The 14,026-nt window shown below is 70.2% G+C and carries 12 protein-coding genes and 1 other RNA gene; 3 read left to right on the top strand and 10 right to left on the bottom strand.

Features of this window, described 5'->3' with window-relative positions; genetic code table 11:
- Window positions 1-24: 24 nt before the first annotated feature.
- The 8 genes from ACZ31C_RS23370 to pruA form a co-directional block, all read right to left on the bottom strand.
- Complete coding sequence (locus tag ACZ31C_RS23370) at window positions 25-993, bottom strand: hypothetical protein (RefSeq protein ID WP_465797072.1); 969 nt, start codon at window positions 991-993, stop codon at window positions 25-27.
- 94 nt (window positions 994-1,087) lie between these two features.
- Window positions 1,088-1,463: a transfer-messenger RNA gene (gene ssrA, locus ACZ31C_RS23365) on the bottom strand.
- 107 nt (window positions 1,464-1,570) lie between these two features.
- Window positions 1,571-2,050, bottom strand: a complete 480-nt coding sequence (smpB, locus tag ACZ31C_RS23360) for an SsrA-binding protein SmpB (RefSeq protein ID WP_350698875.1) — start codon at window positions 2,048-2,050, stop codon at window positions 1,571-1,573.
- A 131-nt stretch (window positions 2,051-2,181) separates the two neighbouring features.
- Window positions 2,182-3,057 (bottom strand): permease-like cell division protein FtsX, encoded by an 876-nt coding sequence (gene ftsX / locus ACZ31C_RS23355; protein WP_396740441.1) that lies wholly within the window; start codon window positions 3,055-3,057, stop codon window positions 2,182-2,184.
- A gap of 68 nt (window positions 3,058-3,125) precedes the next feature.
- Entirely contained in the window at window positions 3,126-3,806 is a 681-nt protein-coding gene (gene ftsE, locus ACZ31C_RS23350) for a cell division ATP-binding protein FtsE (protein ID WP_117229384.1), read from the bottom strand.
- A gap of 118 nt (window positions 3,807-3,924) precedes the next feature.
- Window positions 3,925-5,046 carry a peptide chain release factor 2 gene (gene prfB / locus ACZ31C_RS23345; RefSeq protein WP_465797071.1) on the bottom strand — a complete coding sequence of 374 codons (1,122 nt, stop codon included), beginning with the start codon at window positions 5,044-5,046 and terminating at the stop codon, window positions 3,925-3,927.
- Window positions 5,047-5,316: 270 nt separating this feature from the next.
- The gene (locus ACZ31C_RS23340; protein WP_350698870.1) at window positions 5,317-5,832 is read right to left on the bottom strand and encodes a PadR family transcriptional regulator; all 516 of its coding nucleotides are present in this window, start codon (window positions 5,830-5,832) and stop codon (window positions 5,317-5,319) included.
- A 217-nt stretch (window positions 5,833-6,049) separates the two neighbouring features.
- The gene (gene pruA, locus ACZ31C_RS23335; protein ID WP_465797070.1) at window positions 6,050-7,678 is read right to left on the bottom strand and encodes an L-glutamate gamma-semialdehyde dehydrogenase; all 1,629 of its coding nucleotides are present in this window, start codon (window positions 7,676-7,678) and stop codon (window positions 6,050-6,052) included.
- Between the two features lie 331 nt (window positions 7,679-8,009).
- On the opposite strand from pruA, the gene ACZ31C_RS23330 reads away from it, so the two are divergent.
- On the top strand, window positions 8,010-9,044 hold the full coding sequence (locus ACZ31C_RS23330; protein ID WP_465797069.1) for a hypothetical protein: 1,035 nt from the start codon (window positions 8,010-8,012) through the stop codon (window positions 9,042-9,044).
- Window positions 9,045-9,057: 13 nt separating this feature from the next.
- On the opposite strand, the gene ACZ31C_RS23325 is transcribed toward ACZ31C_RS23330, so the two are convergent.
- Window positions 9,058-9,576, bottom strand: a complete 519-nt coding sequence (locus tag ACZ31C_RS23325; protein WP_465797068.1) for a DUF6912 family protein — start codon at window positions 9,574-9,576, stop codon at window positions 9,058-9,060.
- Between the two features lie 205 nt (window positions 9,577-9,781).
- Between ACZ31C_RS23325 and ACZ31C_RS23320 the strand changes: the two genes are divergently transcribed.
- Together ACZ31C_RS23320 and ACZ31C_RS23315 are read left to right on the top strand one after the other, a co-directional pair.
- A complete protein-coding gene (locus tag ACZ31C_RS23320) occupies window positions 9,782-10,009 on the top strand; it encodes a helix-turn-helix domain-containing protein (protein ID WP_396740449.1) in 228 nt (75 codons plus the stop codon).
- Between the two features lie 123 nt (window positions 10,010-10,132).
- Window positions 10,133-10,789, top strand: a complete 657-nt coding sequence (locus ACZ31C_RS23315) for an Rv3235 family protein (protein WP_465797067.1) — start codon at window positions 10,133-10,135, stop codon at window positions 10,787-10,789.
- 195 nt (window positions 10,790-10,984) lie between these two features.
- Here the strand turns inward: ACZ31C_RS23315 and secA are convergent, their stop codons facing one another.
- The gene (gene secA, locus ACZ31C_RS23310; protein ID WP_465797066.1) at window positions 10,985-13,912 is read right to left on the bottom strand and encodes a preprotein translocase subunit SecA; all 2,928 of its coding nucleotides are present in this window, start codon (window positions 13,910-13,912) and stop codon (window positions 10,985-10,987) included.
- Window positions 13,913-14,026: the final 114 nt, after the last annotated feature.

Genomic DNA, 14,026 nt, shown 5'->3' with positions numbered 1-14,026 from the left:
TAGCAGGGGACCCCTCCTTACATCTCAGCCGGCGACGACGCGGAGCGGGGAACCGCTGAGCACGTCCAGGACGGGGCGCGCGCCCACCGGGGCCTTCAGCGTCACCTCGGCCGGGTGCAGGTTGAGCATCTCGTCGCAGCCGCCGGTCGGCGGCACGATCGTGCCGCCGACCACGATCACGTGATCCTGTTCGAAGACCAGCGGAGTGATCTCGGTGTCGCAGCTGCCCACCCCGAGCCGGTAGCGCAGCGTCGTCCCCTCGACCGCCTCAATGTCCTGCGCGCCCACCAGGCCCGGTTCGGGCGTGTCGGACGGCGGCACCGGCGCGGGCGGGGTGGCGACCGCCTCGGGCGCGACCGCGACCCGGGCCACCACCGCGCCGATCTCCGGCACGGTGAACAGCCAGGCCGGTACCTGCGCCGCTCCCCGGGTGGTGTGCACCGGCGCGGTGCCCAGTTCGACCTTGGTGACGGTGAGCGCGACGCAGTCACCCTGCGGCCGGCTACCGACCGCGCCGTCCGGCCCACCACCCGGCGCGGGCGCCGGTGGGATGGCGGGCTCCGTCGGCCCGGGGCAGGCCCCGGGGTCGCCCTGGCGCAGGTCGCGGTACGCCTGCGCCGCGCTGACCAGTGGCACCCGCGCCGTCCCGTCCGGGAAGCGTACGGTCCCCTCGGCCGGCCTGCGGTCGGGCAGGTCGACAGTGGCGCGGTACCACCCGGCCTGGAAGGCGGTCTTGGTCTGCGGGGTGAAGTCGGGTTCGCCGACGAGCACGGTGGGTTCCTGCAGGGGTACGTAGCGCGTGGTCCAGGCGTCGTCGGGCTGCCACGCCTGCGCCACTGCCGCCGCCCGCTGCGTGAACGCCCCCTGTCGGTCCTCCGGGCCGCCCGAGGGGCCGGACGCGGCACCGGACTCGTCCGGCTCGGTGCCCACCGGGGCACACCCGGCCACGATCATCATCAGGGGCAGGCCCAACAGGGCGACTGATCGGCGCATACCGGGTTCGACGGGTGAGCGCCCGACGGGGTTCCGCACCCGGGGCGGGAACGACTGCGCGCCCCGGTCGTGATGACCGGGGCGCGCAGTACGGGGGTGGAGGTGCCGGGAATCGAACCCGGGTCCTTCGCTGCCTTGTCAGGGCTTCTCCGAGCGCAGCTCGCTGTGCCTCTACTCGGCCCCTCCGATCACGCGAGCGAGTCGGTGTGACGGGCCCAGTCGCTGATTGATCTCGCCGCACGGACCCCGCGACCGGGTCCGGTTGGCCAGCCTTCTAGCTGATGCCGGCTATCTGGGTCGAAGGCGCTCCCAGGCCGACAGACTCACTACTCGCCTCAGGCGGCGAGAGCGAAGTCAGCGCGATTGTTCTTGGCGCTTATTGGTTTCCGACGAACGATTCTCGAGACGACGTCGGCTTCCTCGGCTCGCTTCCCCTGCCGCAACACACGAAGTCGAAACCAGTCACCCCCTCGACGTGCCGCCGAACTCCGGCGACTCCGACAAGCCTAACGCCTGCCGCAACCGGATTCATCCCGAGCCCGGGTCGACCGACCAGGAACCGGATGATCCGGACAAATCAGCTATCCATTCCTTTACCTCGCCGACCGACGGCCCGCGCGATCTCCCGGTCCGCGTCCCGCTTGGCGAGGTCCTGGCGCTTGTCGTACGCCTTCTTGCCCTTGGCGAGGCCGATCTCCACCTTGGCCCAGCCGTCCGAGAAGTAGACCTGCAACGGCACCAGGGTCAGACCGCTCTCCCGGATCTTGCCGATCAGCCGGTCGATCTCCAGCCGCTTGAGCAGCAGCTTGCGGGTCCGCCGGGGCTCGTGGTTGGTCCAGGTTCCCTGGGCGTACTCGGGGATGTGCATGCCGTGCAGGTACATCTCGCCGTCGCGTTCCTGGGCGAACGCGTCGACCAGCGACGCCCGCCCGGCCCGCAGCGACTTCACCTCGGTCCCCGTCAACGCCATGCCCGCCTCGTACGTGTCGAGGATGGCGTAGTCGTGTCGGGCCTTCTTGTTGGAGGCGACGACCTTGCGCCCCTTTTCCCGTGGCATCGGCGGCCCCCTCTCTCGTCAGCGCCCCCGACCGGCGACGCGGCCCGCCGCAGAGCGGAGATCATGCTACCCGAACGACAAGGGCCCGCCCGCGCCGTTTATTCCGACGCCGACGGGCCCTGCCGGCAGAGCTAGACCCGCAGGTAGAACCGGAGGGTGACCCAGGCGGTGACCGCGCTGATCAGACCACCGACACCGGCCATCACCGGGAAGGTCAGCAGGATCTCGCCCCAACTCACCGGGGCGAAGAGTCCCTGGAGAGCACTGAGCGCGCCGTCGAAGAGGAACACCTTCAACGCGACCAGCGCCCCGAGGCCGAGGACCGAGCCGATCAGACCCGCGACCACCGCCTCCAGCACGAACGGCGCCTGGATGAACCAGTTGGAGGCACCGACCAGCTTCATGACCGCGACCTCACGCCGCTTGCTGTACGCCGCCACCTGAATCGTGTTGGCCACGAGCAGCAGTGCCGCGACGGCCATCGCTATGGCGGCGACGAGTGCGATGTTCTGCCCGGCGGTGAAGAGGTTGAAGATCTTGTCGAGCACCTGACTCTGGTCGACGACCTGGTCGACGCCCGCGGTCCCGGTGTACTGGTCGGCGATGGTCCGGTACTGCTCCGGGTCCACCAGCCTCAGCCGGTACGACTCGGGAAGCTGGTCGGCCTTGACCGCGCTGAGCAGGTCCGGCGAGTCGCGGAACATCTCCTGGAAACGCTGGAACGCCTCGTCCTTGTTGACGTAGGTGACCTGCGAGATCAGCGGGTCGGCGTCCAGCTGGCCGGCGATCGCGGTCCGCTGCTCGTCGGTGACGTCGGCCTCAAGGAAGATCGAGACCTCGATGTTCTCGAAGTACAACTGCTTCATGTCGGCGACCTTGGTGTAGATCAGGCCGCTGGCGCCGAGCATGGTCAGCGAGACCCCCATCGTGATGATCATCGCGATGGTCATGGTCACGTTGCGCCACAGTCCGACCAGTACCTCGGACAGGACGTATTTCATCCGCATCGGGATTTCCTCCGGCTCTCCGGCGTGAGGTGTTCGTCGTCAGATCGGGGTGCGGTGGGTTGCGCTCGTCACCCGTAGACGCCGCGGGCCTGGTCGCGAACGATGCGCCCACTCTCGATCTCGATGACGCGGCGCCGCATCTGGTTCACGATGTTGGAGTCGTGCGTGACCATCACGACGGTCGTGCCGGTGCGGTTGATCCGGTCCAGCAGGCGCATGATCTCGATGGAGGTGTCCGGGTCCAGGTTTCCGGTCGGCTCGTCCGCCAGCAGGATCAGCGGGCGGTTCACGAACGCCCGCGCCACCGCCACACGCTGCTGCTCACCACCGGAGAGCTCGTGCGGGTAGCGGTGCTCCTTGCCGCCGAGGCCGACCAGCTCCAGAACCTCCGGCACGACCCGGCGGGCCACCGCCTTGGTCTTGCCGATCACCTCGAGCGCGAAGGCCACGTTCTCGTACGCGGTGCGGTTCGGCAGCAGTCGGAAGTCCTGGAAGACGCAGCCGATCGAGCGGCGGAAGTGCGGGCGCTTCCAGGACCGCATCGACGTGACGTCCTTGCCGTTCACCACGACACGGCCCTTGTTGGGGGCCACCTCGTGCAGCAGCATCTTGATGATCGTGGACTTGCCGGAGCCGGATGGGCCGATGAAGAAGACGAACTCGCCCTTGTCGATCGACACGGACACGTTGTCGAGCGAAGGCCGCGACGCCTTCGGGTACGTCTTCGTCACTTGCTCAAGCTGAATCACGGGTGGTGAGTCTACGCGGTGTAACTGTTGTGCCAAGTCCCACGCCCCGCCGTTGCGGGCCATGTCATCTAATCAGCACGTCAGGTGGAGATCGATGCTGCGGTCCGCCCACGATTGGTCACGCACTGTCGCCAGCCAGTTGCTGCTGCTTACGCCAGCGGATGCCCGCCTCGATGAAGGAGTCCAGCTCACCGTCGAAGACCGAGCTCGGGTTGCCGGTCTCCTGCTCGGTACGCAGATCCTTCACCATCTGATAAGGGTGCAGAACGTACGAGCGCATCTGGTCGCCCCAGGAGCCCGCCGCGTCGGTCTTCAGGCCCTGGAGCTTGGCCTGCTCCTCCTGGCGCTTGCGCTCCAACAGTCGAGCCTGGAGCACCCGCAACGCCGAGGCCTTGTTCTGTAGCTGCGACTTCTCGTTCTGGCAGGTCACCACGATGCCGGTCGGGATGTGCGTGATCCGCACCGCGGAGTCGGTGGTGTTGACGCTCTGTCCACCAGGTCCGGACGACCGGTAGACGTCGATCCGCATTTCGTTCTCGGGGATGTCGATGTGGTCGGTCTGCTCCACCACCGGCAGCACCTCGACCCCGGCGAAGCTGGTCTGCCGCCGGCCCTGGTTGTCGAAGGGGCTGATCCGCACCAGCCGGTGGGTGCCGGACTCCACGCTGAGCGTGCCGTACGCGTAGGGCACCTTCACCGTGAAGGTGGCCGACTTGAGGCCCGCCTCCTCGGCGTAGGAGGTCTCGTAGACCTCCGTCGGGTAGCCGTGCCGCTCGGCCCAGCGCAGGTACATCCGCAGCAGCATCTCGGCGAAGTCGGCCGCGTCCACACCACCGGCGCCGGCCCGGATCGCCACCAGCGCCTCCCGGGAGTCGTACTCGCCGGAGAGCAGGGTGCGGACCTCCATCTCCTGGATGGCCTTGCCCAGCCCGGCGATCTCCGTCTCGACCTCGGTGAGCACACCGGAGTCGGCCTCGGCCTCGGCGAGCTCCAGCAGCACGTTCGCGTCGTCGATTCGCGCGCGCAGGCTACCGAGCTTCTCGATCTCCCCGTTGACGTAGGAGAGCTGGGAGGTCACCTGCTGCGCCCGGGCCTGGTCGTCCCACAGGTCCGGGGCGGACGCCTCCTGCTCCAGGCGGGCCTTGTCCGCACGCAGGCGATCGAGGTCGAGCACCGCCTCGATGTTGCGCAGGGTGGCGTCGAGGTCCTTGAGCTGTTCGGCGTAGTCGGCAGCGGTCACGACAGACAAGACTACTGCTCGGGCGAGGAGTGAGCTTGCGAGCCCCGCAGTCCCGGGCCAAATACCCGCCGCTCGGGCGAGGAGTGAGCTTGCGAGCCCCGCAGTCCCGGGCCAAATACCCGCCGCTCGGGCGAGGAGTGAGCTTGCGAGCCCCGCAGTCCCGGGCCAAATACCCGCCGCTCGGGCGAGGAGTGAGCTTGCGAGCCCCGCAGTTCCGGGCCAAATACCCGCCGCTCGGGCGAGGAGTCCGGACGCCGAGCGTGCGCGCGGTCAGCCGACGGGGGCGCTCTTGAGCCAGCTCAGAGCGGCCTTGTGGTAGGCCACGGCGAACTCCAACGCGCTGGCGTCGAAGTTGTCGCCTTCCTTCTTGGCGCTCTTGACCTGCTCACGAACCCGGGCCAGGGCCTCGGTGTGGTACTCGTTGGCCGCTGCCTGGAGGTTTTTGAGCTGGCTCGACGAGTGCAACTGCCCGAAGGCGATGCGCAGGGCGATCGGGTTGCGGATGGTGTCCCGCCCGGGGTCCTCCGCGAGCCAGCGGGAGAATGTCCGCTTGCCGGAGGCCGTGATCGCGTACGGTTGACTCATCCGCGGCCCGGGTTTGCCCAGCCGGACGAAACCTCGCTCGGCCAGCACCGGCAACTCCCGGTAGACCTGGCTGCGGGTCATCGACCAGTACGGCGCCAGTCGGCGCTCGGCGGCGGCCATCAACTGGCCACCTGTCATGGGGCCCTCGTGGAGCAGCCCGAGTAGGGCCGCCGCCGTGGGGTTGACTCCGGATTCCGCCATGCCGCTTACGCTGCCACTTTGCTGAGCCGGCGTCCAGGATTTCACCGTTTCGCCACCCATTGGGGTTTCCTATGTGCACTGTCGGCGCACGACGGTCCCCCAAAGCCGCCCCCACCTGCACCGTTCCGGCCCTCCCCGCCCCCGGCAACCGGCCGAACGTTAGGAAGGGTCCCCTCCTATGCACGAGGCGATAGGAGGGGACCCTTCCTTACATGTGTCAGCCCATGTGGGGGTAGGTGTGGTCGGTCGGCGGGACGAAGGTCTCCTTGATCGTCCGGGGCGACGTCCAGCGGACCAGGTTGTGCCAGGAGCCGGCCTTGTCGTTGGTGCCGCTGGCCCGGGCGCCGCCGAAGGGCTGCTGCCCAACCACCGCACCGGTCGGCTTGTCGTTGACATAGAAGTTGCCGGCCGCGTACCGCATCCGCTCGGCCACCGCCTCGACCACCCGGCGGTCGGTGGCGAAGACCGCCCCGGTCAGGGCGTACGGGGCGATCGACTCGGCCTGGTTGACCACGTCGTCGAAGCGGGCGTCGTCGAAGACGTGCACGCCGAGGATCGGGCCGAAGTACTCGGTGGTGAAGGTCTCGTGGGCGGGATCGCCGCACTCGAAGATCGTCGGGCGGACGAACCAGCCGACCGAGTCGTCGGCGGTGCCGCCCGCGACGACCCGGCAGCTGTCGTCGCCGGAGATCAGCTCCAGCGCGGCGGTGTGCCGGGCGAACGCCTTGTCGTCGATGACCGCGCCGCCGAAGTTGCGGAAGTCGGTGACGTCGCCGTAGGCCAGCCCGTCCGCGGTGGCGGCCAGCCGGTCGCGCAGGCCGCCCTCCCAGATCGACCGCGGCACGTACGCCCGGGAGGCGGCCGAGCACTTCTGGCCCTGGTACTCGAAGGCGCCCCGGATCAGCGCGGTGTGCAGGGCGTCGACGTCGGCGCTGGTGTGCGCCACCACGAAGTCCTTGCCGCCGGTCTCACCGACCAGCCTCGGGTAGCCGCGGTAGGTGGCGATGTTCTCCCCGACCGTGCGCCACAGGTGCTGGAACACCTTCGTGGAGCCGGTGAAGTGGATGCCGGCCAGGTCGGGGTCGGCCAGCACCACGTCGGAGACCTCCTCGCCCCGACCGGTGACCATGTTGATCACGCCGGGCGGCAGCCCGGCCGCCTCGAAGAGCCGCATGGTGAAGTGCGCCGCGAACTGCTGCGTCGGGCCCGGCTTCCAGACCACCGTGTTGCCGAGCAGGGCCGGCGCCGAGGGCAGGTTCCCGGCGATCGCGGTGAAGTTGAACGGGGTGACCGCGTAGACGAAGCCCTCCAGCGGCCGGTGGTCGAACCGGTTCCACACCCCGGGTGAGGACATCGGCTGCTCGGCCAGCAGCCTGCGGGCGAAGTGCACGTTGAACCGCAGGAAGTCGATGAACTCGCAGGCCGCGTCGATCTCGGCCTGCACGGCGGTCTTCGACTGACCGAGCATGGTGGCCGCGTTGAGCGTGTCGCGCCACGGACCGGAGAGCAGCTCGGCGGCGCGGAGGAAGACCGCCGCGCGCTCCTCGAAGGGCAGGGCGCGCCAGCCGGGCGCGGCCTCCTTGGCCGCCGTGACGGCGGCTCGCGCGTCGTCCCGGGTGGCGTGCCCGGTCACCCCGAGCACGTGCGCGTGCCGGTGCGGCTGCACCACGTCGATCGCCTCGCCGCCAGCCATCCGCTGCGTGCCCGCGATGGTCATCGGCAGGTCGATCCGCTCGGCGGCCAGCTCGGTGAGCCGCCGCTGGAGCCGTTCCCGGTCGGTGCTGCCCGGCTCGTAGGCGCGTACCGGCTCGTTGTGTGGCTCGGGTACGGAGAACACGGCGTCCATCAGGGCTCCTGGCGATCTCGACGGCAGTGGCGAAACCGTCCCGCGGTGGCGGGGTGCGGTGACGAAACCGTCCCACGGTGGCGGGACCTCGGCCAATCCTCCCACGCCCACCGCCCGTCGATCACATCCCGACCGCCCGATGGCCGTTGATCGCGAGGCATCTTCACTCTCCCGGCATGGATTCGTACCCACATGGGGCGTACGGCCGAAGGAAAGCAGGTTGCGGGGGTGACGCTCGGGGTTCGGGCCGGCATCCGGGCGGGACGCGTACGCTGGGTTGCCGGTGACGTACCCGGGCCAGGTCGTCGGGCCCGGCGGTGAAGGGGAGACGATGAGCGACCAGCCCGGCGGTTCGACCGCTGCGCAGCCCGATCGGGCCGAGACCGGCGACCCGGCGGCCACCGGCGCCCTCGCCGGTCGGCCCCTGCGCGCCCCGGGCGCCCCGGTGCTGGCTCTGCTGGCGATGGGCTGGCTGGCCGCCATGCTCTGGTCCACCCGGGAGGCGATCAGTTCGGCCACCGCCGGTGTCACCGCGGTCAGCCTGTCGGCGTTCGCGCTCCCCGGGGTGATCTCGGCCGCCCTGGTGGCCGGTGCCGCGGTCGGGCTGGCCGCCGCCGAGCCGGTGACCCGCCACCGGGACCGGGTGACCCTGCGATTCGCGGTGGCGGTCGGAGCCGGCCTGCTGGTCGGGATCGCCGCCGCACTCGTGATCGACCAGACCTACGTCGGCAACACCACCACCCGCACGATCGCGAGCACCACGGCCGCCGCGGCGGTCATCGGTGGCGCGCTGGCGGGTGCGCGCAACGGCGCGGTCGTCGGCGCGGTCGCCTCCGCCACGCTCGGCACGCTGCTGTTCGTGGTGGCCTTCAGCGCGGCCCGGGACCCGCTGTTCAACCTGTTCGGCGCGGGCGACAGCCAGCAGTCGCTGATCGACGCGGCCGCCTGGGTCTCCCGGACCGAGTCGCTGCTCGCCGGGCTGATCGCCGGTGCCCTGGCCTTCGGCTATCTCGCCTGGGCCCGGCGGCGTGCCGCCCGGGTCGACCGCGCGGTCACCGGGCCGCGCTGGCCGGCGTACCTCGTCGCCGGGGCCGGCCCCGGGCTCCTGCTGCTGCTCGCCGAGGTGATCATCCGCATCGGCGGGCGCTCGTTGATCGACCTGGCCGCCGCGCTCAGCGAGGCGGACGCGGTGGCGCAGACCTCGCTCGGCACCTCCCGGGTGGACAACGGCATCTGGGTGCTGTTCGTCGGCGCACTGACCGCGCTGGTCGCGTTGGGCCGCACGCTCGGCCCGGCCTCGGACGACGAGCCGGAGAGCGACACCGAGGCCACCGCCGCCGACGGATCGACCACCGCCGGCCGCTGAGAGCCGCGCCGGCTCAGCTCTCGTCGGCGGTCGTGCGCAGCAGCACTTCCAGTTCGCTCGGGTCGTACCACTCGAGTTCGTGGTCCTCGGCGCTGTCGACAGTGAACTGCGCGTCCGGGTCACCGGCCAGCGCCTCCGCCACCACCTGCGCGGCGGCGGCGACGTCCGTGGCGGCGTCCGCGCCGTCCACGTGGATGGCCGCCACCGCGGCGGCTGGCACCACGCCACCCACCTCGACCACGCTGGACCCGAGTTCGCCGTCACCGCGCCCGACCGCCCGTGCGGGCAGGTCCGCCGAGACCACCACCCGGCGACGCGGGGCGGCGGGGTCGTGACGGATCAGTTGCAGGGCGTCCTGGGCGGCCCGGGTGAAGGCGACGTACTCCAACTCCTCCTCGTCGCCCTCGGCGTACCACTCGCGCAGCATCGGCGTCACCGCGTGCGCCTGCGCCACCCCGAGGCCGTCCTCGGAGAGCCTGGCCAGCATCGGTACGGTCGCCGGCACGTAGACCCGCACTAGCTCGTCGGTCACCGGTGGTCTCCCCCGCTCTCGTGAACCGGCCCCCGCCGGTCTCGCCGTACGCCCAGACCGTCATACACCCCGGACCCGCTCCGGTGGAAGTTTCGCGCCGGTCGGGTGTGTCCGAGTCGCCGCGCCGACGCACGGCGCAGCGGCTGGGCTGGACCAGGTAGACAATGGCAAACTGAGGCAAACGACGCCAACCCGGGGAGTCTCCGTGGAGCCGAGGTTCCTGCTCCTGTCCGACGTGGCCACCGAGCTGAACGTGTCGGACTCGCAGGTCTACCACATGGTACGCAGCGGCGAGCTACCCGCCATCAAGATCGGCGGCCGGGGCCAGTGGCGCGTCGAGCGCGCCCGGCTGGAGGAGTACATCCAGCGCAAGTACGCGGAGACCGCCGAGTGGATCCGGGGCAACCCGCTCACCGACCGCGACCCCGAGTAGCCACCCGATTCCGCCGCGCCATTGACCGACCCTGATCCATGCCCGAAGATGGAGGCTGTCGAAGGCAAACGAAGGTAAACGCAATCAAAGACCGCTGACATCCCCGAGGCGAGGCGCAGTGCGATGACCGACCTCCGGAGACCCGGGCCGTCCCGCCCTCCCGTGCGGCTACGGCCCGCCCCCGCGTTCGACCCGCCGTTCCTGGACGAGGACGCCACCGGCTGGCCCGTCCCGGTGCACGGCCAGCTCGCTCTCGACCTCTTCGCCGATGCCGCGCCGTGGTCCGTCCGGCGCGAACCCGACCGGCCGCCCACCCGACGCCCCGTCCTCGGCACCGTGCCCCGGGTCGGCGAACCCGGGCCGCACACCCACCCGGCACCGTCCGGGCCGGGGGCCGACCGGTCCCGACGACTGCCGCCCGACGCCCTGGTCACCGCCACACCGGCGGCCACCCGGGTGGCACACCGCTTCGTGGCGACCTGCCTGGAGGTGTTCAACGGCTTCCGGCCGCCGGTGCAGTTGCGGCGTCACCTCGATCCGGCCCGCGCCGCCCACCTGCTGCCCGAGTTGGCCAGGGCCGCCGCCCGAGGCGCCCCGGCCCGACGCCGGTCCACCCGACCCGCTCTCCGGCTGCGCCGGCTGCGTGTCTGCGAGCCGCGCCCGGCCGCCATCGAGGTCGCCGCGGTGTTCGCCGGTGCCGCCGGCCGCACCTGGGCGATGGCGCTCCGCCTGGAACACCGGCGCGGCACCTGGCTCTGCACCGACCTCCGCGTCCTCTGAGCGCCCACCCAGGGCCTGACGAGGCAATCCCCACTCAGGCCGCGACGAGGCGTCCCCGGCCCGGCCGAAGCATTCCCGGGCCGGAGGACGACACGCCCGCCTCCCCAACCGGACGCGACGGAGCCGTGGTCACCAGGACCACGGCTCCGTCGAGAACCTGTGGTGGCGGGACCGGTAGGCCCGCCGACTGCGGCGTCAGTCCGCCGAGCCGCCCCCGGGGGCGCCGTGGCAGCGCTTGTACTTGCGACCCGAGCCGCAGGGGCACGGCGCGTTGCGGGACGGCCCGTTGCCGGCACCCGCCTGCCCGGTCGGCACCGACTGGCGGGCCGTGCTGGCAGCCACACCGGCGCCCCGGTTGGTGGCCGAGCGCTGCGGGGCCGAGGGAGCCGTACGACCCGGTGCCGCCGGTGCCGCCGGAGCCGGGCCACCGATGCCGAGGGCGGGGGCACGCTGGTCGTCGCGCTGCACGGCGACCGCACCGGACCCGGCCTCCCCGTCGATGGTCGGCGCGGAGTACTGCAGGCCCTGCTGCTGTGGTGCCCGACCCAGGCCCTTGGCCCGGACCTCCACCGGCTTGTCCAGCAGCTGGACCTCCTCGGCCTCCGGCTCCGGCTCGTTGACCTGGACGTCCAGGTTGTAGAGGAAACCGACCGTCTCCTCCTTGATGCCTTCCATCATGGTGGTGAACATGGCGAAGCCCTCGCGCTGGTACTCCACCACCGGGTCACGCTGGGCGTAGGCGCGCAGCGAGATGCCCTCCTGGAGGTAGTCCATCTCGTAGAGGTGCTCACGCCACTTGCGGTCGATGACCTGGAGCAGCACCATCCGCTCGAGCTGTCGGGTGCCCTCGGCGCCGAGCTGCTCCTCACGCCGGTCGTACGCGGCGTTCGCGTCGTCTCTGAACTGTGCGACCAGGAAATCGGCGTCGATGCTGGCGCGCGAGCCGCCGGCCTCCTCCTCGATGTCCTCGATGGTGATGCCGACCGGGTAGAGCTGCTTGAGATTGGTCCAGAGCTGGTCCAGGTCCCAGTCCTCGGCGTACCCCTCGGAGGTGGCCCCCCGCACGTACTCCTCGACCACGCTGTTGATCATGTTGCGGACCTGGTCGGAAAGGTCCTCGCCGTTGAGTACGCGCAGCCGCTCGGCGTAGATCACCTGGCGCTGCTTGTTCATGACCTCGTCGTACTTGAGGACGTTCTTACGGATCTCGGCGTTCTGGCCCTCGATCTGGGCCTGCGCGCCCTTGATCTGGCGGGTGACCATCTTCGACTCGATGGGCACGTCCTCCGGGATGTTGAAGCGCTCCATCACCGCCTCGACCGCGCCGGAGCGGAACCGCTTCATCAGGTCGTCCTGGAGGGAGAGGTAGAACCGCGACTCACCCGGGTCGCCCTGCCGGCCGGAACGACCACGCAGCTGGTTGTCGATCCGGCGGGACTCGTGCCGCTCGGTGCCCAGCACGTAGAGCCCACCGGCCGCGGCGACCTCCTCGGCCTCCGCGTCACAGGCCTGCTTCCACTTCGGCGTGACCTCTTCGAGCGCCTTGTCGTACTCCTCGGCGTTCTCCATCGGGTCGAGGCCGCGCTGGCGCAACTCGCTCGCGGCGAGGAACTCGGGGTTGCCGCCGAGCAGGATGTCCGTGCCTCGACCGGCCATGTTGGTGGCGACCGTGACCGCACCCTTACGACCGGCCTGGGCGACGATCTCGGCCTCGCGGGCGTGGAACTTCGCGTTCAGTACCGAGTGCGGGATGCCCCGACGGCGCAGCAACTGGGACAGGATCTCGGAGTTCTCCACCGAGACGGTGCCGACCAGCACCGGCTGCCCGGCCTGGTGCCGCTCGGCGATGTCCTCGATGACCGCGTTGAACTTGGCCTTCTCGGTCTTGTAGATGACGTCGGCGCGGTCCTCCCGGACCATCGGCCGGTGGGTCGGGATGGTCACCACGCCGACCTTGTAGACCTTGTTGAACTCGCCCGCCTCGGTCTGCGCCGTACCGGTCATGCCGGAGAGCTTGTCGTAGAGGCGGAAGTAGTTCTGGAGGGTGATGGTGGCCAGGGTCTGGTTCTCCTGCTTGATCTCCACCCCCTCCTTGGCCTCGATCGCCTGGTGCATGCCCTCGTTGTAGCGACGGCCGTGCAGGATGCGGCCGGTGAACTCGTCGACGATCAGGACCTCGCCGTCGCTGACGATGTAGTCCTTGTCGCGCTTGTAGAGCTCCTTGGCCTTGATGGCGTTGTTCAGGTAGCCGACCAGCGGGGTGTTCACCGACTCGTAGAGGTTGTCGATGCCGAGCCGATCCTCGACCTTGGCCACACCGCGCTCGGTGACCGCGATGGTGCGCTTGGAGAAGTCGACCTCGTAGTCGCCCTCGCCGTCCTTGCCTGCCTGAAGGCGGGCCACCACGGCGGCGAACTCGCCGTACCAGCGGGCGGAGTGCTCGGCCGGGCCGGAGATGATCAGCGGGGTCCGGGCCTCGTCGATCAGGATGGAGTCGACCTCGTCGACCACGGCGAAGTTGTGGCCGCGCTGGACCAGCTCGTCCTTCGACCACGCCATGTTGTCGCGCAGGTAGTCGAAGCCGAACTCGTTGTTCGTGCCGTAGGTGATGTCGCACTCGTAGGCCGCGCGGTGCTCGGTGGCCGGACGGTTCGGCAGCACCACACCGACGCTGAGGCCGAGGAACTCGTGCACCCGGCCCATCCAGGCGGCGTCACGCTGGGCCAGGTAGTCGTTCACCGTGACCACGTGCACGCCCTCGCCGGACAGCGCGTTCAGATAGACCGGCATCACCGAGGTCAGGGTCTTGCCCTCACCGGTCTTCATCTCCGCGATGTTGCCGAAGTGCAGCGCCGCGCCACCCATCACCTGCACGTCGTACGGCCGCTGGCCGAGCACGCGCGCCGCCGCCTCCCGGCAGACCGCGAAGGCCTCGGGCAGCAGGTCGTCCAGGGTCTCGCCCTCGGCGAGCCGTTCCCTGAACTGCTCGGTCATGCCGCTCAGCTCTTCGTCGGTGAGGTTGACGTAGTCGTCCTCGATCGAGTTGACGGCGGCGGCGATCGCCTTGAGGCGGCGCACCATGCGCCCCTCGCCCGCGCGGAGGACCTTTTCCAGAATCGACACGGATCAACTCTCCCCTAGACAGTCTCGAACCATCGTAGGCGTTCGGACGGGCCGATGGTCACTGGTGGCGGTGGTCGGCCGCCGCGAAACCGACATAACACACCTGCGGGCCGT

Source organism: Micromonospora sp. NPDC023869 (genome assembly GCF_055559695.1).
Note: the sequence above shows the minus strand (reverse complement) of the source record. Positions and strands in the feature narration are given on the sequence as shown.